Annotated in this window: 24 protein-coding genes and 1 pseudogene; 18 read left to right on the top strand and 7 right to left on the bottom strand. The window is 71.2% G+C overall.

Annotated features, from left to right (window positions below):
- Positions 1-38 precede the first annotated feature (38 nt).
- Positions 39-506, top strand: a complete 468-nt coding sequence (locus O7624_RS16380; RefSeq protein ID WP_282236401.1) for a PH domain-containing protein — start codon at positions 39-41, stop codon at positions 504-506.
- 30 nt (positions 507-536) lie between these two features.
- Here the strand turns inward: O7624_RS16380 and O7624_RS16375 are convergent, their stop codons facing one another.
- Both O7624_RS16375 and O7624_RS16370 read right to left on the bottom strand, forming a co-directional pair.
- Complete coding sequence (locus tag O7624_RS16375) at positions 537-1448, bottom strand: rhomboid family intramembrane serine protease (RefSeq protein WP_093410762.1); 912 nt, start codon at positions 1446-1448, stop codon at positions 537-539.
- A gap of 262 nt (positions 1449-1710) precedes the next feature.
- Complete coding sequence (locus O7624_RS16370) at positions 1711-2238, bottom strand: peptidylprolyl isomerase (protein ID WP_093410764.1); 528 nt, start codon at positions 2236-2238, stop codon at positions 1711-1713.
- Between the two features lie 59 nt (positions 2239-2297).
- On the opposite strand from O7624_RS16370, the gene O7624_RS16365 reads away from it, so the two are divergent.
- On the top strand, positions 2298-3095 hold the full coding sequence (locus tag O7624_RS16365) for a hypothetical protein (protein ID WP_282236400.1): 798 nt from the start codon (positions 2298-2300) through the stop codon (positions 3093-3095).
- 134 nt (positions 3096-3229) lie between these two features.
- On the opposite strand, the gene corA is transcribed toward O7624_RS16365, so the two are convergent.
- From corA to O7624_RS16345, 4 genes are all read right to left on the bottom strand, one after another.
- The gene (gene corA / locus O7624_RS16360; protein ID WP_282240654.1) at positions 3230-4288 is read right to left on the bottom strand and encodes a magnesium/cobalt transporter CorA; all 1059 of its coding nucleotides are present in this window, start codon (positions 4286-4288) and stop codon (positions 3230-3232) included.
- Positions 4289-4666: 378 nt separating this feature from the next.
- Positions 4667-5761, bottom strand: a complete 1095-nt coding sequence (locus O7624_RS16355) for a PLP-dependent aminotransferase family protein (protein ID WP_093410768.1) — start codon at positions 5759-5761, stop codon at positions 4667-4669.
- A 128-nt stretch (positions 5762-5889) separates the two neighbouring features.
- Entirely contained in the window at positions 5890-6348 is a 459-nt protein-coding gene (locus tag O7624_RS16350) for an ester cyclase (protein WP_093410771.1), read from the bottom strand.
- Between the two features lie 110 nt (positions 6349-6458).
- Positions 6459-6851, bottom strand: coding sequence for a CBS domain-containing protein (locus O7624_RS16345; protein ID WP_093410774.1), 393 nt, complete (start codon positions 6849-6851; stop codon positions 6459-6461).
- Positions 6852-6968: 117 nt separating this feature from the next.
- On the opposite strand from O7624_RS16345, the gene O7624_RS16340 reads away from it, so the two are divergent.
- The 5 genes from O7624_RS16340 to O7624_RS16320 all read left to right on the top strand — a co-directional run bounded on the left by O7624_RS16340 (position 6969) and on the right by O7624_RS16320 (position 10748).
- The gene (locus O7624_RS16340) at positions 6969-7418 is read left to right on the top strand and encodes an NUDIX domain-containing protein (RefSeq protein ID WP_282236399.1); all 450 of its coding nucleotides are present in this window, start codon (positions 6969-6971) and stop codon (positions 7416-7418) included.
- Complete coding sequence (locus tag O7624_RS16335) at positions 7415-8158, top strand: hypothetical protein (RefSeq protein ID WP_282236398.1); 744 nt, start codon at positions 7415-7417, stop codon at positions 8156-8158. Before O7624_RS16340 ends, O7624_RS16335 begins: the two co-directional genes overlap by 4 nt.
- 103 nt (positions 8159-8261) lie before the next feature.
- Positions 8262-8993, top strand: a complete 732-nt coding sequence (locus tag O7624_RS16330) for a phosphocholine cytidylyltransferase family protein (RefSeq protein WP_282240653.1) — start codon at positions 8262-8264, stop codon at positions 8991-8993.
- Positions 8981-10048, top strand: coding sequence for an iron-containing alcohol dehydrogenase family protein (locus O7624_RS16325; protein ID WP_093410782.1), 1068 nt, complete (start codon positions 8981-8983; stop codon positions 10046-10048). The genes O7624_RS16330 and O7624_RS16325 overlap by 13 nt, the downstream gene beginning before the upstream one ends.
- The gene (locus tag O7624_RS16320) at positions 10032-10748 is read left to right on the top strand and encodes a CDP-alcohol phosphatidyltransferase family protein (protein WP_282236397.1); all 717 of its coding nucleotides are present in this window, start codon (positions 10032-10034) and stop codon (positions 10746-10748) included. The genes O7624_RS16325 and O7624_RS16320 overlap by 17 nt, the downstream gene beginning before the upstream one ends.
- 91 nt (positions 10749-10839) lie before the next feature.
- Here O7624_RS16320 and O7624_RS16315 read toward each other — a convergent pair whose 3' ends face one another.
- Positions 10840-12144 carry a glycosyltransferase family 4 protein gene (locus O7624_RS16315; RefSeq protein WP_282236396.1) on the bottom strand — a complete coding sequence of 435 codons (1305 nt, stop codon included), beginning with the start codon at positions 12142-12144 and terminating at the stop codon, positions 10840-10842.
- Positions 12145-12168: 24 nt separating this feature from the next.
- On the opposite strand from O7624_RS16315, the gene O7624_RS16310 reads away from it, so the two are divergent.
- From O7624_RS16310 to O7624_RS16260, 11 genes and pseudogenes are all read left to right on the top strand, one after another.
- Positions 12169-13029: a DNA-formamidopyrimidine glycosylase family protein gene (locus tag O7624_RS16310; protein WP_093410788.1), complete on the top strand. Its 861-nt coding sequence runs from the start codon at positions 12169-12171 to the stop codon at positions 13027-13029.
- Positions 13030-13295: 266 nt separating this feature from the next.
- Positions 13296-14867 carry a sugar transferase gene (locus O7624_RS16305; protein ID WP_282236395.1) on the top strand — a complete coding sequence of 524 codons (1572 nt, stop codon included), beginning with the start codon at positions 13296-13298 and terminating at the stop codon, positions 14865-14867.
- A 50-nt stretch (positions 14868-14917) separates the two neighbouring features.
- Positions 14918-16144 (top strand): histidine kinase, encoded by a 1227-nt coding sequence (locus O7624_RS16300; RefSeq protein WP_093410790.1) that lies wholly within the window; start codon positions 14918-14920, stop codon positions 16142-16144.
- Positions 16141-16920, top strand: coding sequence for a LytTR family DNA-binding domain-containing protein (locus O7624_RS16295; RefSeq protein ID WP_282236394.1), 780 nt, complete (start codon positions 16141-16143; stop codon positions 16918-16920). The genes O7624_RS16300 and O7624_RS16295 overlap by 4 nt, the downstream gene beginning before the upstream one ends.
- Positions 16921-17022: 102 nt before the next feature.
- Positions 17023-17469: a hypothetical protein gene (locus tag O7624_RS16290; protein ID WP_232511461.1), complete on the top strand. Its 447-nt coding sequence runs from the start codon at positions 17023-17025 to the stop codon at positions 17467-17469.
- A gap of 1 nt (position 17470) precedes the next feature.
- Entirely contained in the window at positions 17471-19111 is a 1641-nt protein-coding gene (locus tag O7624_RS16285; RefSeq protein ID WP_282236393.1) for a cation acetate symporter, read from the top strand.
- Positions 19112-19267: 156 nt separating this feature from the next.
- Entirely contained in the window at positions 19268-20032 is a 765-nt protein-coding gene (locus O7624_RS16280) for an ABC transporter ATP-binding protein (RefSeq protein ID WP_093410796.1), read from the top strand.
- Positions 20017-21708 carry an ABC transporter permease gene (locus O7624_RS16275; RefSeq protein ID WP_282236392.1) on the top strand — a complete coding sequence of 564 codons (1692 nt, stop codon included), beginning with the start codon at positions 20017-20019 and terminating at the stop codon, positions 21706-21708. Before O7624_RS16280 ends, O7624_RS16275 begins: the two co-directional genes overlap by 16 nt.
- 229 nt (positions 21709-21937) lie before the next feature.
- Entirely contained in the window at positions 21938-23332 is a 1395-nt protein-coding gene (locus tag O7624_RS16270; protein WP_282236391.1) for a hypothetical protein, read from the top strand.
- A 107-nt stretch (positions 23333-23439) separates the two neighbouring features.
- Positions 23440-23970, top strand: a pseudogene (locus tag O7624_RS16265) (flavin reductase family protein); the annotation flags it as partial.
- A 44-nt stretch (positions 23971-24014) separates the two neighbouring features.
- Positions 24015-24989 (top strand): NAD-dependent epimerase/dehydratase family protein, encoded by a 975-nt coding sequence (locus O7624_RS16260; protein WP_282236390.1) that lies wholly within the window; start codon positions 24015-24017, stop codon positions 24987-24989.
- The last annotated feature ends 29 nt before the right edge of the window (positions 24990-25018 follow it).

Below are 25018 nucleotides of genomic sequence, written 5' to 3'. Positions count from 1 at the left end.
CTGATGCCGGTGACCGGCGGCGCTGGCATGCTGGTGCCGTGGCGTACGACACCATCGCACAGCAGTGGCGGGTGCCCCTGGGCCTGCCGTTCCTCAAGCTGGCTGCCGCAGCCAGCGTGCTCGCCCTGGGGATCCTGCTCGCCGCGGGTGACCCGCTCCGGCCGGTGCTCGGCGGGTTGGCCGCAGCGGTTCTCACCGGGTGGGGCCTGCGGGATCTGGTCGCGCCGGTGCGGTTGGCGGTGGACCCGACCGGCATCACCGTACCGGCCGGGCTGCTGAGTCGACGGCATCTGCCCTGGTCGATGGTGGAGACCATCCAGGTGCACCGCCGGTCCGGGCGCGGACTGGCCGGACCGACCCTGGAAATCGACACGGGCGATTCACTGCACCTGTTCAGCCGCCTCGATCTCGGCGCCGATCCGGCCGAGGTCGCCGACGCGTTGCGCACCGCCCGGGCGGGAAGCCCCGGCGGCCCGGGTGATCCACGCCCTGGGCAGCCGATGTGACCGCATCGCCGGTGCCGTGTCGGGCAGCGGTCAGCCCAGCAGCGCGGCTGTGCGTACCAGGGCCATCCCGAGCAGCGCCACGACGATGATCGCGCCGCCGCCGAACTGCACAAGGGTCCGGCGCGACCGCGGCGCGTAGGCCAGCACCAGCGCCATCAGCGCGCCGAACACCAGGCCGCCCAGGTGGCCGGCGATGGAGATCTGCGGCACGGTGAAGGTGAAGATCAGGTTGATCACGAGGATGGGGAGGATGGCCGAGGTGTCCCGACCCAGGCGTCGCATGATCACAAAGATCGCCGCGAAGAGGCCGAAGATGGCGGTCGACGCTCCCGCCGACATCTGGTTGGGCGCGCTGAACACGTAGACCGCGACGTTGCCGCCGAAGCCGGCGATGAAGTAGAGCGCGGCGAACCGCAGCGGCCCGAGCACCGCCTCCAGCGAGCGGCCGAGCACCCAGAGCGCCCACATGTTCAGCAGCAGGTGCACCACGCCGTAGTGCAGGAACATCGCGGTGATCAGGCGGTACCACTGACCCTCGGCGACACCGCCGATGGTGCCGTCGAGGAACATCGCCCGGCCCAGCACCGCACCCCACTCGGTCAACGGGGTGCTGCCGCCCATCAGCCCGCCGAAGCCGTTACCGCCGGCCGCCGCGTCCCCGCCCCGGTCGGAGGCGATCGAGACCAGCATCACCAGCAGGTTGAGGGCGATCAGGGTCTTGGTCACGTAACCGTGTCGGCCGACGACCCCGCCACCGAAGGCGGTTCGCGCCGGACGCACGCTGCGGCGTCCCTCCGACACGCACTCCGGGCACTGGAACCCGACGGACGCCTCGTTCATGCAGTCCGGGCAGATCGAACGGTCGCAGCGGGTGCAGCGGACATACGTTTCCCGGCCGGGGTGGCGGTAGCAGGCCGGCGTGGTCGGCGGGGACTCGCTCATCGCTGGCCCCAGACACCCGAGCGCTCAGTCATGCGAGCAAAGGTACCCCGAGCCGCCACTCAGGCGGGTCGAGGCGTACCCGGCGAAGTGCTGGCGGCCGTCGCAGAGCGAAGACTGGTCCGGACACCGGTGGGGTGTCCGGACCAGTCTGCAAGCCGCCGGTCGCCGTCGACGTGCCCGAGCTGGCACTCGGCGATCTGGTCGACCAGACCATGAACCCGCACGGCGAGCCGGCGCTTCGGCACCGCCCGCAGACGCCCGGTCAGGCCGAGCGCTCGATCTCGACGCGCTCGATGACGACGTCCTGGAGCGGCCGGTCGCTGGGGCCGGTCGGGGTGTTGGCGATCGCCTCGACGATCTTCGCGGACTGCTCGTCGGCTACCTGCCCGAAGATGGTGTGCCGGTTGTTCAGGTGCGGCGTCGGCGAGACGGTGATGAAGAACTGCGAGCCGTTGGTGCCGGGCCCGGCGTTCGCCATCGCCAGCAGGTACGGCCGGTCGAACCGCAGCTCGGGGTGGAACTCGTCGGCGAAGGTGTAGCCCGGCCCGCCCCGGCCGGTGCCCGTCGGGTCACCCATCTGAATCATGAAACCGCTGATCACCCGGTGCGAGATGGTGCCGTCGTAGTACGGACCACTGCCCGGCTGCCCGGTCCGCGGGTCGGTGTACTCGCGGGTGCCCTCGGCCAACTCGACGAAGTTGCGGACGGTCTTCGGGGCGTGGTTGCCGAAGAGCTCCAGCCGGATCGGGCCGGCGTTGGTGTGCAGGGTGGCGTAGACAGCCTCGGCCACGGGTACTCCTTATTCGTTGGTCAGTTCCATGCGGATCCTCCCATGTGCCCGATCTGGACATGCGGAGGCATCCGAAGGTGGAGGATGAGACAGAGCAACTCCCAGGAGGTGGGACCGTGTTTGGAAACTGGCGGCGAAAGACCCAGGCGCAGTTGGCCCGGGCCGAATTGAACCGCAGCATCGGTCACCTGAGGCAGGCCGCCACGCATGCCGCGAGGGGCGCCGGCGACACGGTCGGCCCGCGATTCCAGGCGGCCCGCGGTGCGGTGGCACCGACCGCCGTCGTGGTCCGGGACCGGGCATCGAACGGCCTCGCATCGACGGCCGCAGCCCTCGCGCCGCTTGCTCTGGCCGTACGTCACGCGCAGTCCGACGCGGCCGATCGGGCCGCCAAGGGGAAGAAGGCCGCGGTCGCCAAGCAGGCCGCGGTCAGTAGGAAGGCGAAGAAGATGAAGGCGAAGAAGAAGTCCCGCCGGAGCGGGACCATGGTCGGCCTGCTGGCCGCCGGTGCGGTGGCCGGGCTGGCCGGCGCGATGGCCCTGCGGCGGCACCGCGAGCAGCAGGAGTGGGCCGAGTACGACGCGGGTGCCGCGCTTGAGCCGATGCACGAGGAGGTGGAGACCATCGAGGTGCGTACGACCGGCCCGGCCGGTGCCGGCAAGGTCTCGACCGGAGCGGGCAGCTCGGCGGTGGCCAGCGGCGACAGCGCCTCCACCACCCCCACCGCGACCGCGCCGTCCGGGGTCGCCGCCACCGGGAAGGTCCCCTCGGTCGCCGAGGGTGCCCGCACCAGCAGCGGCCGCCCCGCCGACGACCTGAGCAAGGCCACCAACCACAAGTCCAACACCCGCGCCTGACCACTCCCCCTCCCGCCCCCACCCCCGTCAAGGATGATCATGAAGTTGTCGCCGCGCACACCGGTGTGTCGCGGCGACAACTTCATGGTCAGCGCAGCCAGCGACGCGGGCGGTCGGGGGAAGGGAGGGTCGGGTCAGAGCCAGTCGTTGCGGCGGAACCAGCGGTAGAGGGCCAGCGAGATGCTGAGCATCAGGGCCAGCACCACGGGGTAGCCGTAGGTCATCCTCAGCTCCGGCATGAAGTCGAAGTTCATGCCGTAGATGCCGGCGATCGCGGTCCACACGGCGGCGATGGCCGCCCAGGCCGCGATCTTGCGCATGTCGTTGTTCTGGTCGACCGTCACCTGGGCCAGCCGCGCCTGAAGGATCGAATTGAGCAGGTCGTCGTAGGAGTTGACCTGCTCGACAGTGCGGCTGAGGTGGTCCTGCACGTCTCGGAAGTAGCGGCGCACCTCCTTGGGCACGTCCCGGTTCATCTGCGAGGTCAGCGTCACCAGCGGCCGTTGCAACGGCATCACCGCCCGCTTGAACTCGACCAGTTCCCGCTTCATCTGGTAGATCCGCTGGATCCGGCCGCTGGTCTGGCGGTCGAAGACCTCCGTCTCCAGCACGTCCATGTCGTCCTCAAGCTGGTCGGCAACCTCCAGGTAGAGGTCGACGACCCGGTCCGTGATCGCGTACGCCACCGCCCAGGGACCGTTGAGCAGCAACTCCCGGCGAGCCTCCAACTCCTCGCGTACGGGCGCGAGCCGGCAGGCGTCGCCGTGCCGGACACTTACCACGAACTGCGGGCCGATGAAGAGCATCACCTGCCCGGTCTCCACCACCTCGGAGTTCTCCGTCAGCTCGGTGTGCTCGCAGTAGCGGGCGGTACGCAGCACCAGGAAGCTGACCTCGCCGAAACGTTCCAGCTTCGGACGCTGCTGGGCCTTGACCGCGTCCTCCACGGCCAGCTCGTGCAGCCCGTACGTGGTGGCGATCTCGGTCATCTCGGCCAGTTCCGGCTCGTGCAGGCCGAGCCAGACGAAGCCGGCCTCGGCGCTGCGAGCCGCGGCCAGCGCGTCGGCGTAGTCCCAGTCGCCGGCCTGCCGTTGACCGTCGAGATAGAGCGCGCAGTCGACCACCGCGCTACGTCGCCGGTCGGCCGACGGCTCACCCGACTGGGCTCCGTCCGAGCTGAGCCGGCGCGTCACGGCCCGCACGGGTGACCAGTTGCGGGGCCGCAGGGCGCGGCCCCCGGTGGCGCCCGCGTTCCGGTTGCCAGTGGTGGCCGGGCCGTCCGGGGAGGTCGTCCCCGCGCGTTGCGTCCGCTCCGTCATCACGCCCTCCCCCCGCCGGCTGCGGTTTGCAGGTTACGCCGCCGCAGTGATCATGACCGGGCGGCAGGGGTGGCGCCGGACGGACCGGACCGCATCGGGGGGGTGAGGGGGCGACCCGGCCCGCCCGGCGCCGTGGGGGCGGGGGTTGTGCGTACGCGTGGTGAGACGCTCGCAGCATTGTGGGCCCCGAGTCGCCTCAGCGGGAGACCCGGGCCGGCCGGTATCGCCGTACTGTCGGAAAGCCGACAGAAATTAGCCGCGCACCGCCTTCATCGCCTCGGCCAGCCGTCGAACTCCCTCGTCGATCCGATCCGCGGTGACCGCCGAATAGGCCAACCGGAGCGCGGACCGGCCGCCGTCGATCACGAAGTCGCTGCCCTTGACCACCGCGACGCCACGCTCGGCCGCCGCCGGGGCGAGCCGGTCGACCGCCACGTCCTCCGGCAACTCGACCCAGAGGAAGTAGCCACCGTCCGGCTCCACGAACCGGGCCTCCGGAATGTGCCGGCGCAGCGACTCGGCGAGGACCGTGGCGCGCTCGCCGAGGGCCGCCCGGACCGTCTCGATGGAACGCCCGATATCCCCCGACACGCAGAACTGGTGCACGATGGCCTGGGACACCATGCCGGGCGAGATGTAGAGGCTGGTCGCCTTCTTCGCGATGTCGCCGATCAGGTCCGCCGGGCCCACCAGGTAACCCACCCGCACCCCCGGGCAGACGGTCTTGGTGAAGCTGGAGGCGTGCACGACCACGTTGCGGGTGTCCATCGACAGCATCGACGGCAGCGCCTCGCCCCGGAACCGGATGTCCGCGTACGGGTCGTCCTCGAAGATCGTGAAACCGAACTCCGCAGCCAGGTCCAGCAGCTCGCGGCGCTTCTCCAGGGACAACGTCACGCCGGCCGGATTCTGGTAGTTCGGGATCACGTGGGCCAGCCGAGGACGTACCCCGGACTCCAGCAGCTTGCGCAACTCGGCGGTGTCCAGACCGTCCGGCTGGATGGTGACAGCGTGCAGCTCACTGCCCATGTTCCGCAGGTTCAGCAGGGTGCGGTCGTAGGTGGGACGCTCCACCACCACCGCGTCGCCGGGGCGGACCAGGTGATCGAAGAGGAAGGCGTCGGCCTGCAACGATCCGTTGGTGACCAGCACCTGCTCCGCCTCGACACCGTGCTTCTCGGCGATCCACTTCCGGAGCGGGACGTAGCCGACGGAGGTGCCGTACGCGGTCACCCCGGCGGGGTCGGCGTCGAAGGCGCGGACGGCGGCGGCCTTGAGCCCCTCGACATCGACGATGTCCAGTGAGGGGGCGCCACGGGCAAAGGAGATCAGCTGCTCGGCGGTCATGGCTGTTCAGCGTACGGGCGGAGGTGGGACGTGCGCGGAAGGCACGGCGATGTCCGCATCCTGAGCCACCGGGTCGGGTGAACGGGCACGTCCGGTGGCCGACCCGCACCCGCCGACTGTGCGGCAGATCAGGCCGGAAGGCCGACCGGCTCGTCCTGCGGCCGGCGTGATGTCCCCGCGACCCGCAGGCCGAGCAGAGTCATCAGCTGCCCCCAGTCGAAGTAGGACCGCCAGGCGGCGATCCGTCCCCGTCGCACCCGGACCACGTCCACCACTTCCCAGGCGACGTCCCGTCCGGTGGGTGCGACGGTCCCGAACGGGGTGTGCAGCACGCCGGTGTGGGTGCCGGTCAGCAGGTGCTCGACCGCCGCGCCACCGGCCGTGCGTACCGCACCGAGCGGATCGACCCGCAGGTCGGGAAAGGCACCCGTCCAGGTACGCAGCAGGGCCGGCAACTCGGTCGGACGCACCGTGACGCCGGGCATGGCGTAACGCGCATCCGTCGCGTACAGCTCCGGCAGGCGAGCCACGTCGCGCCGCAGGAGCATCTCGTACTGCTGCTGGATCAACCGGTCCGCGCCACGCATCACGCCTCCCCGCGCGGGCACGATCGGCCCGCGCCCGCAACAGGGGCATTACCCGCCGACCGGCCCGCCCAACCCGGGACGGATCGATCGACCGCCGATCGGCGACCTGGTCAGCCGGTGCCGACCATCCGGCTGGCCGCCCACACCCGCATGATGTCGCGTACGGAGATGACGCCGGCGACCTCCCGACCGTCAAGGACGACCAGGTGCCGGAAGCCACCCCGGGCCATCGCTGCCGCCGCTTCCTCGATCGTCCATTCCGGCCCCGCGTAGACGACGTCCCAGGTCAGGTGGGCCCCGGTCCGTTCGACGTCGCAATCAAGACCGGCTCCGATCGCGTTGAGCACATCCCGCTCGGTCATGATCCCGATGCCCTCGGAATCCGGGTCGATCACCACCGCCGACCCGATACGACGCTCCGACATCATCCGCGCCGCCTGCCGCAGCGTGTGCTCCGGACCGACCACGAGGATCTCACTGGACATAGCTTCCCGAACCTGCATGACACATCACCCCTTTGGGACGGCTGCACCCGGTTACCCGCAATGGTGAGCCCCGCAGGTTTCCAGGACAAGACCGGACATCGTCGCGGCGGGACGGTCGCGGTTACTGTTCTTGACGTGTCCACCGAGCCGCTGCGCTGCGCGGGAGCGCTGATCGTCGCCCCCGACGGACGCCTGTTCTTCCAACGCCGCTCGCCGCACCGGCGACTCTTCCCCAACTGCTGGGACATCGTCGGCGGGCACCTCGAACCGGGCGAGTCCGTGCACGACGCGCTGCACCGGGAGGTCACCGAGGAGACCGGCTGGCGGGTGTCCGAGGTGCTCGCCGAGGTCGGCGAGTACCGCTACGTCGGAGACGACGGCCTGGCCCGGATCGAGAGCGACTGGCTGGTCCGGGTCGACGGCGAGCTGACCGCGCCCGTACTGGAGGCGGGCAAGCACACCGAGTACCGCTGGCTCGGCCCCGACGACCTCGACCTGCTCGACGAGCACCGTGACGTCAACGACGGGTTGATTCGGCACATCGCCGAGCGGGCCTTCGCCGTGCTGCGGTCCATCGGTTCGTGAGCGACACGGTCGGGCTTGCTCCGCACCGGTACGCGGCGCTGGTGGCGCCCGCCGTGGACCGGGTCTTCACCGCGGCCATGCAGGCCGGTCGGCACGGCGGCGGGGCCGAGCTGAGCCAGCGGTACGGCGGACCGCCCGCCACCGGCTTCCTGGTGGAGCTGCGCACCCGGCTGGCCGTACCGGGTGGCACGGTCGACGGTCCGGGGTTCGCCGCGGTGACCCGCTACCGGGACCCGACCGCCTGCCGGCGCAGTCTTGACCGGCACGTCGCGTACGGCATGATCCACCGCCGGGCGGACGGCGGGCTTGCCGCCACCGAGCGGGGCCTGGCCTTCCTCGCCGAGCTGTACCAGGTGCACGCCGAGGTGACCGAGGAGCTGTGGGCCGGACACCACGACCGGGTGCTGCGGCTGGTGCAGGTCGCCGGCCGGCTGTTGAGCGCCACGCAGGGCGGCAAGGCATTCCACGCGGTGGCACCCCCGTACGAGCCGGACAGCGCCCCTCCCGGCCTGCTGCTGCTCAACCGGCTCGGCGCGCTGCGCTACCACCGGGCCGACGCACACGCCGCCGCCTGGGAGGCCGCCGGACACACCGCCGCGAGCATCGCGGAGCTGCCGAACGGTCCGCAGCGCCAGGCCATCGAGTTGGAGACCGACCGCCGAGCGGCCGGCCCGTACGCCGTGCTGACCGCCGAGGAACGGTTGACCATGCTCGCCGACCTGGCGGCGCTGCCCGGCTGACCGGGGTGCGCACCGGCCGCTGGCCGCTGACCGGCGGCAGCGCCGCCACGGGCGGCGCTATCCTCCTTCGGTGAACGCCGCGAGAACAGGAAACGATGCCGGCATGGTCGGAATGGTGCTGGCGGCTGGCGCAGGTCGCCGGCTGCGCCCGTACACCGACACGCTGCCCAAGGCGCTGGTGCAGGTGGATGGCGAGATCACCATCCTCGACATCGCGTTGCGCAACCTGGCCGAGGTGGGGCTCACCGAGGTCGTGGTGGTGGTCGGCTACGCCGCCGATGCCGTCCGCGAACGCCAGGCCGAGTTGGAGCGCCGGTACGGCGTCACGATCACCCTGGTGCCCAACGACAAGGCCGAGGAGTGGAACAACGCGTACTCCCTCTGGCTGGCGCGTGACTGGTTCTCCCGGGGGGTTCTGCTGGTCAACGGCGACACCGTGCACCCGGTGAGCATCGAGAAGACCCTGCTGGCCGAGCGGGGGCCGGGCGTGCTGCTCGCGGTCGACACCCTCAAGCCGCTGGCCGAGGAGGAGATGAAGACCACCTTCGACGCCGCCGGCCAGCTCACCCGGATCACCAAGCTGATGGACCCGGGCGAGGCGTACGGCGAGTACATCGGGGCCACTCTGATCGAGCCGCAGGTGGCCGAGGCGCTCGCCGACGCCCTGGAGGCGACCTGGCGGCGCGACCCGAACCTGTACTACGAGGACGGATACCAGGAGTTCGCCGACCGTGGCGGTGAGGTCCGGGCCGCGCCGATCGGCGACGTGGCGTGGGTCGAGGTCGACAACCACGCCGACCTGACCCGGGCGCGGGAGATCGCGTGCCGCTACTAGCCCGTACCGTCGCGACGCCGCTGTCGATCGAGGTCCGCCGGGGCGCGGTGGCCGACCTCGGCTCGCTGCTGGCCGACCGCCGGATCTCCAGCGGCGGCGACGTCGCGGTGGTGGTCGGCCCGGGTCAGGGCGAGAAGATCGTCGAGCTGTGCCGGCCCTCACTCGGGTCGGCCGACGTGTTCACGGTCGCCGGTGGCAGCGTCGACTCCGCAATCGAACTCGGCGACCAGCTACGCCGCCGCAGCTACGACGCCGTCGTCGGGATCGGCGGCGGGAAGACCATCGACACCGCCAAGTACGCCGCCACCCGCTACGGCATCCCGATGGTCACCGTGGCGACAAGCCTCGCCAACGACGGGATCGCCTCTCCGGTGGCGTCGCTGGCCCACGAGGGCGGCAAGGGTTCGTACGGGGTGCACATCCCGATCGCCGTGCTTGTCGATCTCGACTTCGTGGAGAACGGGCCGGACCGGCAGACCCAGGCCGGCATCGGCGACGCGGTGAGCAATCTCAGCGCCTGCGCCGACTGGGAACTGGCCCACCAGGTGCGCGGTGAGCCGATCGACGGGCTGGCCGTGACGCTGGCCCGCACCGGGGCGGAGGCCCTGGTCAACCATCCCGGCAAGATCACCGATGACGGGTTCCTCACCACGCTGGCCGAGGCGCTGATCCTGGGCGGCATCTCGATGTCGATCTGCGGTTCCAGCCGGCCGGCCAGCGGCGGTGACCACGAGATCTCGCACGCCATCGACCACCTCTTCCCGAGCACCGCCTCGCACGGGGAGCAGGCCGGGCTCGGCGCGTTGTTCTGCACCTTCCTCCGGGGCGACCTGGAACGGTTCGGTCAGCTCGCCCGCTGCCTGCACCGGCACGGGCTGTCCACCCGACCCGCCGACCTCGGGCTCACCGACGAGCAGTTCGTCGAGGCGGTGGCCTTCGCCCCGCACACCCGGCCCGACCGTTACACGATCCTCGAACACCTGGCGCTGTCCGCCGACGACCTTCGTACCCGGCTGGGAGACTACGTTGACGCCCTCCGTGAGCACCTTGGCTGAGCCGTCCCACCCCACGGTCGCCGACTTCCACCGGGTGAACCGGGGCGGTGGCCTGTTCAGCGAGTCGGTCAGCCAGTGGATCGGCGCGGTCTTCGCGCTTGTCGCCCAGCGTCTCGGGCTCCGGCCGACCGCGCTGACCATCACCAACCTGCTGCTCGGGCTGGCCACCTCGGTCACCGTGGTCGCCCTCGCCGGCCCGGTCGCCGCCGGGGACGTGCCGGCTCCGGTGGTCGGGCTGGTCGCGCTCTTCGGCTGGCAGATCGCGTACGCCCTGGACTGCGCCGACGGTCAGTTGGCCCGGGTGACCGGGCAGGGCAGCGCGGCGGGCGCCCGGGTCGACGTGCTCTGTGACGTGGCCGCCCAGATCGCCCTGGTCGCCGCCCTGTCCGCCACCGCCGTGGCGCAGCAGCCGGCAACGCCGACCTGGCTGGTGGCGGCCTTCGCCGGTACCTGGATGGTCAACCTGGTCACCTCGGTGATGCAGTCCGGCCCGAACGCGGCCAGCATGGTCACCTCCACCAGCCTGCCGGTACGCCTGGTCAAGCTGGTCCGCGACTACGGCGCGGTGATCTTCGTGGCCGCCCTGGTGCTGGCGCTCGCCCCGGCGCTCACCCTCTGGGTCATGATCGCCTTCACCGCCGTCAACGGCGGCTTCCTCCTGGCCAGCATCGCCTTCTCCGCCCGCGCCAGCCTCCGCTGACCGAGGGTCGCGGCACCCGATCCGCGAGATGCGGGATGTCGCGGCTTCCCATCGCCGGGAAACCGCGACATCCCGCAAACTGTGCCCGCCGTCAGCGGCACAGGTCGGCGTAGATGTCGATCAGGCGTTTGGTCACGGCGTCCGGGTGGAAATTGCGCTCGTAGCGCAGCCGGGCGGTAGCCGAGAGCGCCGAGGCGCCGGCGGCGGCCATCGGCAGGGCGGCGGCCAGGGCGGCCGGATCCGGTGGCACGACCCAGCCCGCCTCGCCGGTCACCACACCGGCCGGCACCGCTGACCCGGTGTCACGACCATCGCGGGAGGGAGCCGATGAGCCGGGCACGGAACCAGAGACGACGGGGGCGGGGGCTGAGGCGACGGCGGCCGGGCCGGTGCCGGCGGGTTCCCGGGGGGTGTCCGCGCCGACCAGGTACGGGATGCCGCCGAGCGCGGTGCCGAGCACCGGCCGACCACTGGCCAGCGCCTCGATGATCACGGTAGGCAGCACGTCGTGCCAGGTGGATGTCGCCAGCACCACGGCACTGGCGGCCAGCGCCTGCCGGACGCCCGCCCGGTCCAGCGGGCCGAGGTAGGTGACGTCGGAGCGCTCTGCCGCCACCGCTTCGACGAGTGGACGCAACTCACCGTCACCGGCGATCCGCAGCGGCCCGAGCGTGCCGTCGGGGTGCCGACGCCAGGCCTCCACGAGCAGGTCGAGACCCTTCTCGGGAGAGAGCCGGCCGAGGAACAGGAAACCCTGGCCGAGCGGTGCGGGCGTGCCCGAGTCGGGAATCCCGTTCGGTTTCACGACGATCCGCGAATCGGGAATGCCGTAGTCCCGCAGGTGATCGGCGACCGCCGTGGTCAGGGCGATGAACCGGTCCACCGACTTCCAGGTGCCCCGGTGCACGGCCAGGGTGGTGGCCATCAGCGCGCTCTGCGCCCGGGACCCCCGGTAGCAGCGGTGCACCACCGCCGGCACGCCCAGGGCCCGACCCCGGCAGTCCTGACAGATCACGCCGTCCCGGAAGTACAGCCCCGATGAGCAGACCTGCCGGTAGTTGTGCACCGTCTGCACCACCGGCACCCCGTGCCGGTGCGCGGTCCGCACCACCCAGGGCGACAGCAGGGGGTACGGGTTGTGCAGGTGGAGCACGTCCGGTCGGTGCTCGGTGAGCAGCCGACCCAGTTCCTGCTGGGCGCGGGGCGCATAGATCGGGGAGATCGGGAGCAGCGCCTTCGCCGTCTTCGGCATCGCCGGAATCTCGTCGGAACTGCGCAGGAACGGCAGCACCTCCACCCCGGCGGCGGCGAGCTGGGTGATCTCGGCGTCGACGATGGTGTTCTCACCGGAGGGCTGAGCTTCCCGGTACCGGTTGTGCGCCACCACGATTCTCACGGGAAAGAAGGCTACCGTTGGACGATGCCCGAACTACCGGAGGTGGAGGCGCTCGCCGGTTACCTGCGACAGCGCGCGGTGGGCCGGCGGGTCGACCGCCTGGAGGTCGCCGCGATCAGCGCCCTGAAGACGTACGACCCGCCGCCGACCGCCGTCGCGGGCCGGGCGGTGACCGACGCGCGACGGTACGGCAAGTTCCTCGACGTGGTCTTCGACGGCGGGCTGCACCTGGTGGTCCACCTGGCCCGCGCCGGCTGGCTGCACTATCGGGAGGCGTTCGCCTCGGCCGTTCCGTTGCGACCCGGCAAGGGGCCGATCGCGATCCGGGTACGCCTCGACGACGGCTCCGGCTTCGACCTGACCGAGGCCGGTACGCAGAAGAAACTCGCCGCCTACCTGGTGACGGATCCACAGGCGGTGCCCGGGGTTGCCAAGCTCGGGCCGGACGCGCTCTCGGCCGACCTCGCCACTTTCGCCGGTGCGCTGCGTGGCCGCCGGGGCCAGGTCAAGGGGGTCCTCACCGACCAGGCGGTGCTCGGCGGGGTCGGCAACGCGTACTCCGACGAGATCCTGCACGCCGCGAAGCTGTCGCCGTTCGCGTTGACCGACCGGCTGACCGACGACCAGATGGCGACCCTGCACGCGGCGACCCGCCGGGTGCTCGGCGACGCGGTGACCCGGTCGCTGGGGCAGCGGGCCGCGGAGTTGAAGGGCGAGAAGCGGTCCGGCCTCAAGGTGCACGCCCGCACCGGGCTGCCCTGTCCGGTCTGCGGAGACACCGTCCGGGAGGTCTCGTTCGCCGACTCCAGCCTCCAGTACTGCCCGACCTGCCAGACCGGCGGCAAGCCCCTTGCTGACCGAAGGTTGTCCCGACTTGTACGGTGAGTAACACCACTCGCTGATTACGGAGCGGAATCGGACGCGCGGTGCGCAACCACCGGTCCGGCGCTCTACCCGGGCCGTCATCCATCGGTATAGTGGCCCGGTCCCCGGCCTAAGAAAGGCGTGGGGCCGGCCAGATCCCAGGCGGTAGGTGGCCGCCGCGCAAAGTCCCTCGGGTCGGCAACGGAACGGAACTCGCGTGGGAAACTGGAACGGTGGGCGACCCGGGCGGTCACGGCGAGTGAACGCGGCGGGGCATGCGGGAGGACATGAGTGAGGTGACGACCAGCCTCCAGCGCCCGGTGACCAACGAAGGCCGGAGCAGACTCGTGCGGCACGTCGACAGCTTCGAGATCCAGCCGCCGAACCCGCCATCCCCGAACGGCGTACCCCGATCGGCGTGGGCCCGGGCCCGGCGGCGCGTGTCGCGCTGGCACCGGCCCTACACGGCGATCCTGCTGCTACTCGACTTCGCCGCGGCGGCCTTCGCCAGCTACACCGCGATCCGCACCTTCGACCAGGCCACCGCAGGTTTCCATCAGGCGCAGAACGACCCGACCTGGTTCTACACCGTCGCGTTCCTGCTGCTGCCACTCGGCTGGCTGGTCATCCTCTGGTTCAACGGCGCCTACGACCGACGCTGTCTCGGGCTCGGGCCGGACGAGTTCAAGCGGGTGATCCGGGGCGGGGTGACCGTCTGCGCGGCGGTGTCGTTCCTCGCCTTCGCCACCAAGACCGACCTGTCCCGGTTCACCGTCGGCACGGCGTTGCTGCTGGCGTTGCTGCTGATCCTGCTGGGACGGATCCTGACCCGTTTCGTGCTGCACACCGTCCGGCGCAACATCCAGCAGGCGGCGCACCGGATGGTGCTGGTCGGTACCCTGCCGGAGTGCCTGGAGGTGTACACGGCGGTCACCCGCACCCCGGCCGCCGGGTTGGTTCCGGTCGCCATCCACATCACCGACGGTTACGCGGCGGCCAAGGGCGTGCAGACCCCGGTTCCGGTGTACGCGGGCCGCGACGTGCTGGCCCTGGTACGCGAGGTCGGCGCGGACACCATCGCGGTCTGCGGCTCGGCCAGCGCTGAGCCCGGTGAGCTACGTCGCCTGGCCTGGCAGTTGGAGGGCTCCGGCGTCGATCTGGTGGTGGCGCCGCAACTGACCGACATCGCCGGCCCCCGGGTGCACATCCGCCCGATCGAGGGCCTGCCGCTGCTGCACGTCGAGGAACCCACCCTCTCCGGGCCGGCGCTGCTGGCCAAGAACATGATGGACCGGGTGGCCGCCGGGCTCGGGCTGCTCGCGCTGATCCCGGTCTTCATCGCGATCGCCATCGCCATCCGGATCTCCGATCCGGGTCCGGTCTTCTTCCGCCAACCCCGGGTGGGGCACGAGGGGCGCACGTTCCGGGTGTGGAAGTTCCGGACCATGTACGTCGACGCGGAGGACCGGCTGGCCAGCCTGGTCGACCAGAACGAGACCGACGGCATGCTGTTCAAGATGAAGCAGGATCCCCGGGTCTTCCCGGTGGGCCGCTTCCTGCGCGCCTCGTCGCTGGACGAACTGCCGCAGCTGATCAACGTGCTCAAGGGTGAGATGTCGCTGGTCGGGCCGCGTCCGCTGCCCGCCGACGATGGCGACTTCCTGGGTGATGTGCGACGCCGGCTGCTGGTCCGCCCGGGTATGACCGGGTTGTGGCAGGTGTCCGGCCGCTCCGATCTCTCCTGGGACGAGGCCGTCCGGTTGGACCTGTACTACGTCGACAACTGGTCGCTGGCGTACGACCTGAGCATCCTGTGGCGCACGGTCGGCGTGGTGGTGGCGCGCAAGGGCGCGTACTGACCGGTGCCCACCCCTTTCCCGCAGCGTCCGCAACCAGCAGGATCGTCGACGTGGGTGGCAACATATCCGCCGTGATCGGCGTCTTCTCCCTGGTCAGTGTGCTGGCCGGGGCGCTGTTCGCGGTCGGCCGGCTACGCGGGCGGCGCGGCATCGCCACGCCCGGACAACGGGCCACCTACGAGGTACTGCACACCGCCGGGCTGGCGGCCGAACCCCTGCGGGCCGGGCTGAACCCGGCCGGCGCGGCAAAGGCCGCCCGCCACCTGCGCACCCTGGTCGGCGCGGAAGGGCTGGCGTTGACCGACACCGACGACCTGCTCGCGCTCGACGGACGCGGCGCACACCACCGGGACCAGCTGCGGACCGCCGCCCGGCGGGTGATCGCATCCGAGCGCTCCACCGTGCTGGGCGAGGCGGAGCTGACCTGCGACCGGATCGACTGCCCGGTCCGGGGCGCGGTGGTGGCCCCGCTCGGTGGGGCGTCCGGCCGGATCACCGGCGCGCTTGTCGCCGTCACCGACGGCGCTCCGGCGCCCGGTCTGGTCCAGGCCACCCTGGAGACCGCCCACTGGGCCGGCAGCCAACTGGCCCTGGCGGAGCTGGACTCGTCCCGGGAGCGGTTGGCCCGGGCCGAGGTACGCGCCCTGCGCGCCCAGATCAGCCCGCACTTCATCTACAACGCGCTGACCGCGATCGGTTCCTTCGTCCGCACCGATCCGGAACGGGCCCGGGAGCTGATCCTGGAGTTCGCCGAGTTCACCCGGTACTCGTTCCGGGCGCACGGCGAGTTCACCACGCTGGCTGAGGAGCTGCGCTCGATCGACCGCTACCTGACCATCGAGCGGGCCAGGTTCGGCGACCGGCTTCAGGTGCGGCTCCAGATCGCCCCCGAGGTGCTGCCGGTGACCCTGCCGTTCCTGTGCCTGCAACCACTTGTCGAGAACGCGGTTCGCCACGGGTTGTCGCGCAAGCCGGGCACGGGCATGGTGAGCATCGAGGCTCGGGATGCGGGCGCTGAATGCCACATAACGGTGGAGGACGACGGAGTGGGGATGGATCCGGCCACGCTGACCGCGGGAATCGCCGAGCTGGCCGGGTCGACCGGCGACCCGGGGGACGATCCGGGCCAGCACGTCGGGTTGTCGAACGTCGACGAGCGCCTGCGCTCGGTCTTCGGTGACGGTTTCGGTCTGGTCGTCGAGACCGGTGTCGGCTCGGGTACGAAGGTGAGCATGCGGGTGCCGAAGTTCCACCCCGGCGTACGGGCGGGTTCGTGACCGGCTCCGGCCCGGCCGCCCCCACCGGCTTCCTGCGGGTGCTGGCGGTCGACGACGAGCCACCGGCGCTTGACGAGCTGGCGTACCACCTGCGGGCCGATCCCCGGGTGGCCCGGCTTTACACGGCCGGCGACGCCACCGAGGCGCTGCGGGTGCTCCGCGACGACGACGTGGACGTGGTCTTCCTGGACATCCGGATGCCCGGCCTGGACGGCATGGAGCTGGCCCGGGTGCTGCGCCGCTTCGCCCGCCCTCCGGCGATCGTCTTCGTCACCGCGTACGACGACGGTGCCGCGGACGCCTTCGACGTGGGCGCCACCGACTACGTGCGCAAGCCGGTACGCGCCGAGCGGCTGGCCGAGGCGCTGCGCCGGGTGGTCGGCTCGCGGGTGGTGCCCACCCATCCCGCCGCGCTGGCCCGGGCCGAGGAGGATCCCACCATCCCGGTCGAACTGGCCGGCACCACCCGGATGCTGCCCCGGTCCGCCGTGCGGTGGGTCGAGGCACAGGGCGACTACGCCCGGCTGCACACGGCGGACGGGTCACACCTGGTGCGGGTGTCGCTGGCCACACTCGCTGAACGGTGGGCCGACGCCGGGTTCGTCCGGATCCACCGGTCGTACCTGGTGCAGCTCCGGCTGATCGCCGAACTCCGCCTGGTCAACTCCGGCTACGTGGTGGTCATCGACGGTACCGAGCTGCCGGTGAGCCGCCGGCACACCCGGGAGCTGAAGGACAAGCTGGTCCGGGCCGCCAAGCAGGAGTGGAGCCGCTGATCGGCGGCGTTGTCCACCGGGTTGTCCACAGGCCCGACTCGTTGTCCACACCGTTGTCCACAGGCCGCTTGACAATCCCGCCGGGCGGACGAGACTGCCGGGATGGCCGCCGAGGATGCACTGCCGGCACCCCGCCGACCCGATCCGCCCGGAACCATCGACGAGGGCGTCGGGTCCGGGCCGCCCGCGCGTACCCGGGTGGTGTTGGCCGAGGTGTCCCGCCGGCCGCACTGGCCGGCGGGTACCCACACCGAGCTGACCCAGCAGACCCGGGTCGGTGAGGCGCTCGTCCGCGGTCTGGTCCGCGCGCAACTGGCCCTGGCCCTGCAACTGTCGGCGGTGGTGCTGGTCGGGCTGGGCGGGCTGCCCTGGCTGTTCGCCATCGCCCCCTCGGTCGGCCGGATGACAGTGCTCGGCGTCAACCTGCCGTGGCTGCTGCTCGGGGTGCTCTCCTTCCCGTTCCTGGTGGCCGTCGGCTGGACGTACGTCCGACTGGCCGAGCGCAACGAGCAGGACTTCACCGACCTGGTCCAGCGGCCGGAGCGCTGACGTGGGCAACGATCTCGTCGTACCGGCGATCGTGGCGGTCACCCTGGTCACCGTCGCCATCGGCTTCTACGGGCTGCGGCTGGCCCGCACCACCTCCGACTTCCTGGTCGCCTCCCGGGTGGTCAGCCCCACCTGGAACGCTGCCGCGATCGGCGGCGAGTACCTGTCGGCGGCGAGTTTCCTCGGCGTCGCCGGGCTGATCCTCAAGTACGGCGTGGACGTGCTCTGGTACCCGGTCGGGTTCGCCGCCGGATACCTGGCCCTGCTGCTGTTCGTGGCCGCGCCGCTGCGCCGGTCCGGCGCGTTCACCCTGCCCGACTTCTGCGAGCTGCGGCTCGGATCCCGCCGGCTACGGACGCTGGCCACCGTCTTCGTGATCTTCATCGGCTGGCTCTACCTGGTGCCGCAGCTTCAGGGCGCCGGCCTGACGCTGGCCACGCTGGCCGGCTCGCCGTACCCGGTCGGTGCGCTTGTGGTGGCCGCCGTCGTGACCGCGAACGTGGCCCTGGGTGGGATGCGGGCGGTCACCTTCGTGCAGGCGTTCCAGTACTGGCTCAAGCTGACCGCGCTCGCCGTACCGGCGATCTTCCTGGCCCTGCAGTGGCAGTCCGACGGCCGTCCGGCGGTGACCCCGCCGGACGGGGCCACGTTCCGGACGGCAACCACAGTCGTGGTCGAGCAGCAGGCCGTGCTCACCCTCGCCGACGGCCAGACCCTGGAGGTACGCCCCGGCGACGAGCTGAGCTTCGCCCAGGGCGAACCGGTGCCGAAGGTCTCCGGGGTGGCCAACGGGGCCACCGACTGGTTGCTGCCCAGTGACGCCGGTTCCGACGATCGGGGACTGTTCGGCACGTACTCGCTGATCCTGGCCACCTTCCTGGGCACCATGGGGCTGCCGCACGTCCTGGTGCGCTTCTACACCAATCCCGACGGGGCCGCCGCCCGCCGGACCACCCTGGTGGTGCTGGCTCTGGTCGGCGTCTTCTACCTGCTGCCCACCATCTATGGCGTGCTGGGCCGGATCTACACACCGCAGCTGCTGATCACCGGTCAGACCGACGCGGTGGTGGTGCTGCTGCCCGAGGCGGCACTCGGTGCCGGGACCACCGGTCGCCTACTGGCCGCGCTGGTCGCCGCCGGGGCGTTCGCGGCCTTCCTGTCCACCTCGTCCGGGCTGCTCACAAGCGTCGCCGGGGTGATCTCCACCGACGTGCTCGGTCGAGGTTCGGTGCGCGGCTTCCGGCTGGCGACGGTGATCGCCGGGGTGGTGCCGACGGTCCTCGCCCTCAACGTCTCCGGCCTGGACGTCTCGCAGGTGGTGGGCCTGGCGTTCGCGGTCGCCGCGTCCAGTTTCTGCCCGCTGCTGGTGCTCGGCATCTGGTGGCGGGGCCTCACCGACGCGGGTGCCGCCGCCGGCATTCTGGTCGGCGGCGGCGCCGCCGTGACCTCGGTCCTGATCACCGTCCTCGGTCCGGCCATGACCGGCTGGCCGGCCACCCTCATCGCCCAGCCGGCCGCCTGGACGGTGCCGCTGGCCTTCACGGTGATGATCGCGGTCTCGCTGGCCACCCGCCGCCGTGCCCCGGCCGACATCGGCCGCACCATGCTCCGCCTGCACGCCCCCGACGCCCTCCGCTCGTGAGGAAGCACCCTTCCGGAGCAGGCCCTGCTGCGGCAGGTCGCCGACCGGCTGCCCGCGCGGTGGCCCGGGCTTCCATGCTGGTCCGACTCGGGGATGAGCTGCGGATCCTCCTCCGGTCGGGCGGCGGGCTGGTCGGCACGGGATACGGTCGGGCGCATGACTGGTGAGCACCCGGCGCTGGCGCTACGCGGCCTGGCCAAGAGCTTCGACGGCAAGGTCGCGGTGGCCGGCGTGGATCTCGACGTCCCGGCCGGCTCGTTCTACGGGCTGCTCGGCCCGAACGGCGCCGGTAAGACCACCACCCTGTCCATGGCGGTCGGGCTGCTCCGGCCCGACGCCGGCGGCGCCTGGGTGCTGGGCCATGACGTGTGGGCCGACCCGGTCACCGCGAAGCAACTGCTCGGCGTCCTGCCGGACGGGGTACGCCTGTTCGACCGACTCAGCGGAGCCGAGCTGCTCGCGTACCACGGTCTGCTGCGCGGCATGGACCCGGCCGTGGTCGACCAGCGGGCGGCCGAGCTGCTCGACGTGCTGGCCCTCGCCGACGCCGGTCGAACGCTGGTGGTCGACTACTCCGCCGGCATGAAGAAGAAGATCGGGCTGGCCTGTGCGTTGCTGCACGGGCCCCGGCTGCTCGTGCTTGACGAACCGTTCGAGGCGGTCGACCCGGTCTCGGCGGCGCTGATCCGGGACATCCTCAAGCGGTACGTGGCCGGCGGCGGGACGGTGGTCTTCTCCAGCCATGTCATGGAGGTCGTGCAACGGCTCTGCTCACACGTGGCGATCCTCGCCGAGGGGACCATCAAGCGGGTCGGCACCCTGGAGCAGGTACGCGGCGACCGTTCGCTGGAAGACGTCTTCGTCGAGGTGGTCGGCGGGCGTACCGCCACCGGTGAGGAGCTGGCGTGGCTGTCCCGGTGACCGCACCGGCGAACCGGGTGCGGCCGGTCTCGGCGCGTCACTTCGTCCGGCTCAAGCTGCGGGTGATGGGCAACAACTTCCGCGGTCAGGGCTGGCGGGTGGCGCTGTTCCTGGTCGGCTCGCTGATCGGGCTCTGGTTCGCGGTCGGTGCCTTCTTCGGCCTGGCGGCTCCCGGGCTGGTTGGCGACGACCGGTACGCCCTGCTGGTCGCCGCGTTCGCCGGTGGGCTGACGGTGCTCGGTTGGCTGCTGCTGCCGCTTGTCTTCTTCGGCGTCGACGAGACACTCGACCCGGCCCGGTTCGCGCTGCTGCCGCTGTCCCGACGCACCCTGGTGACCGGGCTGTTCGCGGCGGCGCTGGTGAGCGTACCCACGGTCGCCGTGCTGCTGGGCCTCTCCGGCCTGGTGGTCACCGCCGGGGTGTTCGGCGGCTGGTCGGCTGCCCTGGTCAGCGCCGTCGGGGTGGTCTGCGGGCTGCTCCTCTGCGTCGCCGGTGCCCGAGCGGTGACCAGCGCATTCGCCTCCATGCTGCGCTCCCGCCGGGTACGCGACCTGGCCGCCGTTCTGCTCGCGGTGCTCGCCGCGTCGCTCGGCCCGTTGCAACTCGCCGGCGTGGCGGCGATCCAGGACACCGACTGGGACCGATTGACCGGCGTGGCGACGGTGATCGGCTGGACCCCCTTCGGTGCCCCGTGGACGGCGGGCATCGACGTGGCGCAGGGCCGGGCCTGGGCCGCACCCGTGAAGCTGCTGATCACCGTGGTGACGATCGTCGCGCTGCTGGCCTGGTGGTCACGCTCGCTGGAGTCGGCGATGGTGGGCGCGGCGAGTGCCGGACCCACCCGGGCACGGCCCGGAGTCACCGGCGGCGTGGTGGCCCAGCTCTTTCCCCGGGCCGGCGGCTGGCTGCGCCGGGATCGCTTCGGTGCCCTGGTCGCCCGGGAGGCCCGCTACTGGTGGCGGGACGCCCGACGACGCGCCAACCTGATCACCATCGCGGTGGTCGGTCTCTTCGTGCCGGTGATGGTCAACTTCGGTGGACAGGGTTTCACGTTCGACAGCGACCAGGGTTTCAGCGCCGCGGGGGAATCCTCGCCGGTGCTGGTCAGCCTCTCGATGCTCTTCGTCGGGCTGCTCGCCGCCGTGACCCTGGCGAACCAGTTCGGCTTCGACGGCAGCGCGTACGCGGCGAACGTGGTGGCCGGCGTACCGGGTCGACTGGAGTTGCGCGCCCGGATCACCGCGTTCTCGCTCTACGTGCTGCCGATGCTGGCTGTGGTCGCCGTGGTGATCGCGCTGGTGCTCGGCGAGCCGACCTGGATCGGATTCATGGCGGGTGCGCTGGTCGCCACCTACGGTGCCGGGCTGGCGGTCAACTCGTTCGTCTCCGTGCTGGGCGCATACTCGCTGCCGGAGACGAGCAACCCGTTCGCGATGAACAGCGGGGCCGGGGTGGTGAAGGGCATGCTGACGCTGCTGGCCATGGTGGCCACCAGCGCGCTCGCCGCACCGATGGTGCTCGCCGCGGCACTGCTCGGCGACGCCTGGCTCTGGCTGGGCCTGCCGTTGGGCGTCGCCTACGGCGTCGGCGCGGCGCTGCTCGGCGCCTACCTGGCCGGCGACGTGCTGGACCGTCGCCAACCCGAACTGCTCGCCCTGGTCACCCCGCGCCGCTGACCGCCGGCTGCTGGACCGCCGCTGACCGTCGCTGACCGTCGCTGACTGTCGCGCCAGATGCGGCATGTCGCGGCATCCCTTCCGAGAGATACCCCAACATGCCGCATCTTGCGAGCAACAGGCCGCGTGACGCCGGGCTCGCCGACTCGAAGCGGCAGCAGGCGGTGGCCTCGGACTTGCCATGTCGTGCTACCAGGTGAAGGCACAACCGCGACCTGGTGGTGATCGCGTGAACGACGCAGGACCTCGACCTCGACCTCGACCTCGCTCCTGGACGGCCGCAGCTCCCGAACCGGAACCGGACTCGATCGACTGGACCGGGCGGGCCGACGGCCGGGCACCGTTTCTGGATGACGAGTTCGTCCCCCGGCACGACGACGACCTGTTCGACGCAGACGAGCCGCTGACCCACGAGGAGCTTTTCGTCCCTCCGGATCTGGTCCCCTGGTGGATCAAGCGCGGCGAGGAGATCGACGGAATCGTGCTGGAGAACCAGGGGAATCTGCGTGAGCGGGTCAGGCGGCTCGGTGGGCCGGCAGGTTACGACACCTTCTGGGGCCTCGTGGCCGCCGAACCAGTGTCGGTGCTGCCAACCGTCCGGACCGCGATTCTGCTCTGGCGGGACCGCGAGTCTCAGCGACTGAACGAACCGCGGGTACGTCCGCTGGAGCTCGGCGTGGTGGTGGCCGCCGCAGCCGCGTTCGGCACTGTCGGTGGGCCCTCCGTCGCCGGGCTGGTGGCCTCCGCCACGAGCCTGGTCTTCGGGGTCATGTTCGTCGTGCTCGTCCTGCACTTCGCCCTCTCGTCCCGCACCACGGCCCTCAGCGCCGCGGTCCCGGCCGTGGCGTGCGTCGCGGTGTCGACCGTGCCGACGGTCCGCGAAACGCGGTGGTACGACCTCCTGGTGGGAGTCGCCTTCGCCGGTGCCGGTCTGGTCGCCGCAGCACTGTGGCCCTACGCGCGGTCCTGGTGGGCCGAGCGGCTCCGATGGAAAGATCCCGAATTGGCTCTGGTCGCCGCACTCCTGAAGTTCGGTGACCGTGTCGAGTCGGATCCCACCCCGCCGGACCGACGCCGGGCGGTGGCGGAACTCGACCGTGCCGCGCAGCGATTCGAGCTGTCGTGGCCGCGTGTGAACCGTACCGGCGTCGACATCACCGACCGGCAGTTGCGTGCGTGGGCCGGCCGGATCCGCGCCGAGACACGAGAGCTACAGCGCCTGTTCGCCTTCGGCGTCCCGCAGACGGTTCCCCTGCTGATGTCCACCTACGAACTGATCCAGGCGATCGTCAACCGCTATCCGCTCACCAGCCACGAGGAGGCGTGGACCCGACACGGCAGTTGGCGACGGCCACCGACATCCACAATCGGTCGGCTGTGGGTCGGCGGCAGACAGTTCGCTCGGTACGTACTTCGGTGCGCGCTCGCCGGCCTCATCGCAATCACCGCGTTGCTCCTACTCGCGGTCACGGTGTGGCCCGCGGTGCCGCCCTTCATCGGCACGCACGTCTCACCCGAACTCGGCTCGGCGCTGAGCTTCGACCCGACCGTGCGCGTGTTCGTCGCGGGAATCGGCCTGTCGTTGTTCCCCCTCGCCGCACGCGCGTTCACCCGCCGCCGCTGACCGTCGCGCCAGATGCGGCATGTCGCGGCATCCCTACCGGGAGATACCCCAACATGCCGCATCTCGCCAGCGGTAGCCGAGGCCGAGAACCGGGCAGACGGGTCACAATGTTTCACGTGAATCATGAGCCGGGTGCCCGGATCCACCACACCGACCCGTTCGCCGCGCCGGCCGGCCAACGTTCGCCCGTGCGGCGGCTGCGGGGGCGGCTCGCCGCGCCGGTGACCCTCTGGACGGCACCCGGGCCGGCCGGGCTGACGGTGTCGTCGACCCTGGTCGCCGAGGGTGAGCCGGGACGGCTGCTCGGACTGGTCGACGCCGAGTCGGAGCTGTGGGCGGCGGTCGAGGAGACGGGCCGGTTCGCGGTGACCCCGCTCGGTCCACCACATCGGCAGCTCGCCGACCGGTTCGCCGGTCTGTTCCCGTCCCCGGGTGGCCTTTTCGCCACCGGCACCTGGCTCGACACGCCGTACGGTCCGGTGCCGGGCGACGCGGGTGGCTGGGCCGGTTGCCGCCTCGACGGCAGCCGGGAGTACGGCTGGGGCCTGCTGGTGGAGGCGACCATCGAGCGCGTGGAGCTGACCGACGACGCCGAGCCGCTGCTGCACCACCGGGGCCGTTACCGGGAACTGGCCTGACCGTCACGACGGGCCCACCACCCGCTCCTTTAGGCTGACCAGTCATGAAGGTTGAGCAGCGCTTCGGTCCCGGTCATCGGATCCTGGTCACCGGCGGCGCCGGTTTTGTTCCGTCGCACCTGGTGGATTCCCTGATCGAACGCGGCTGCACGGTCGTCGTCCTCGACAACTTCGTCACCGGGTCCAAGGAAAACGTCGCGCACCTGCTCGACACGCCGAACTTCACCCTGGTGGAAGCCGACATCGCCGACGGCCTGCCCAGCCATCCGGCGTTGGCGGAACGATTCGACGCCATCCTGCACATGGCCTCACCGGCCAGCCCGACCGACTTCGAGAAGCTGCCGGTGGAGATCCTTCGGGTCGGCTCGGTGGCCACCCTGCACCTGCTGGAGCGGGCCGCCGCCGACGGCGCCCGGTTCCTGATGGCCTCCACCTCCGAGGCGTACGGCGACCCGAAGGAACACCCGCAGCGGGAATCGTACTGGGGCAACGTCAACCCGATCGGCATTCGCAGCGTCTACGACGAGGCGAAGCGGTTCTCGGAGGCCGCGACGATGGCGTACCGCCGCAGTCGCGGGGTGGACACCGCGATCGTGCGGATCTTCAACACCTACGGGCCGAGAATGCGGCCGGACGACGGGCGGGCCATCCCGACCTTCATCTCCCAGGCGCTACGCAACGAGCCGATCACCCTGCATGGGACCGGCAACCAGACCCGTTCCATCTGCTATGTCGCCGACCTGGTCCGGGGCATCCTGCTGCTGCTGGACTCGACCGAGAGCGGGCCGGTGAACTGCGGCACCGAGCACGAGATGAGCATGCGGGAACTGGCCGAGACGATCGTGTCGCTCTGCGGCAGCCGGTCCGAGGTGACCTACGTCACGCGCAGTGCCGACGACCCGGAGATGCGCCGTCCGGACCTCACCCTCGCCCGCGAAGCACTCGGCTACGAGCCCACCGTCGCTCCCGAGGAGGGACTGCGGCGCACCATCGACCACTTCCGCCAGCGGCTGGGGTAGTCGACACCGACGGCGCACCGCTCGGTAGG

Origin of the sequence: Verrucosispora sp. WMMD1129 (assembly GCF_029581255.1) — a bacterium.
Taxonomy (GTDB): domain Bacteria; phylum Actinomycetota; class Actinomycetes; order Mycobacteriales; family Micromonosporaceae; genus Micromonospora; species Micromonospora sediminimaris.
This window is presented reverse-complemented; position numbering and strand designations above follow the sequence as displayed.

Excerpts from the sequence above, each read along its gene's own strand:
- O7624_RS16290 (WP_232511461.1), top strand. The coding sequence starts at position 17,023 with ATGGCCGCCGAGGATGCACTGCCGGCACCCCGCCGACCCGATCCGCCC.
- O7624_RS16310 (WP_093410788.1), top strand. The coding sequence starts at position 12,169 with ATGCCCGAACTACCGGAGGTGGAGGCGCTCGCCGGTTACCTGCGACAG.
- O7624_RS16355 (WP_093410768.1), bottom strand. The coding sequence starts at position 5,761 with ATGACCGCCGAGCAGCTGATCTCCTTTGCCCGTGGCGCCCCCTCACTG.
- O7624_RS16305 (WP_282236395.1), top strand. The coding sequence starts at position 13,296 with ATGAGTGAGGTGACGACCAGCCTCCAGCGCCCGGTGACCAACGAAGGC.
- O7624_RS16365 (WP_282236400.1), top strand. The coding sequence starts at position 2,298 with ATGCGGAGGCATCCGAAGGTGGAGGATGAGACAGAGCAACTCCCAGGA.
- O7624_RS16350 (WP_093410771.1), bottom strand. The coding sequence starts at position 6,348 with ATGCGTGGCGCGGACCGGTTGATCCAGCAGCAGTACGAGATGCTCCTG.
- O7624_RS16330 (WP_282240653.1), top strand. The coding sequence starts at position 8,262 with ATGGTCGGAATGGTGCTGGCGGCTGGCGCAGGTCGCCGGCTGCGCCCG.
- O7624_RS16260 (WP_282236390.1), top strand. The coding sequence starts at position 24,015 with ATGAAGGTTGAGCAGCGCTTCGGTCCCGGTCATCGGATCCTGGTCACC.
- O7624_RS16345 (WP_093410774.1), bottom strand. The coding sequence starts at position 6,851 with ATGCAGGTTCGGGAAGCTATGTCCAGTGAGATCCTCGTGGTCGGTCCG.
- O7624_RS16375 (WP_093410762.1), bottom strand. The coding sequence starts at position 1,448 with ATGAGCGAGTCCCCGCCGACCACGCCGGCCTGCTACCGCCACCCCGGC.
- O7624_RS16280 (WP_093410796.1), top strand. The coding sequence starts at position 19,268 with ATGACTGGTGAGCACCCGGCGCTGGCGCTACGCGGCCTGGCCAAGAGC.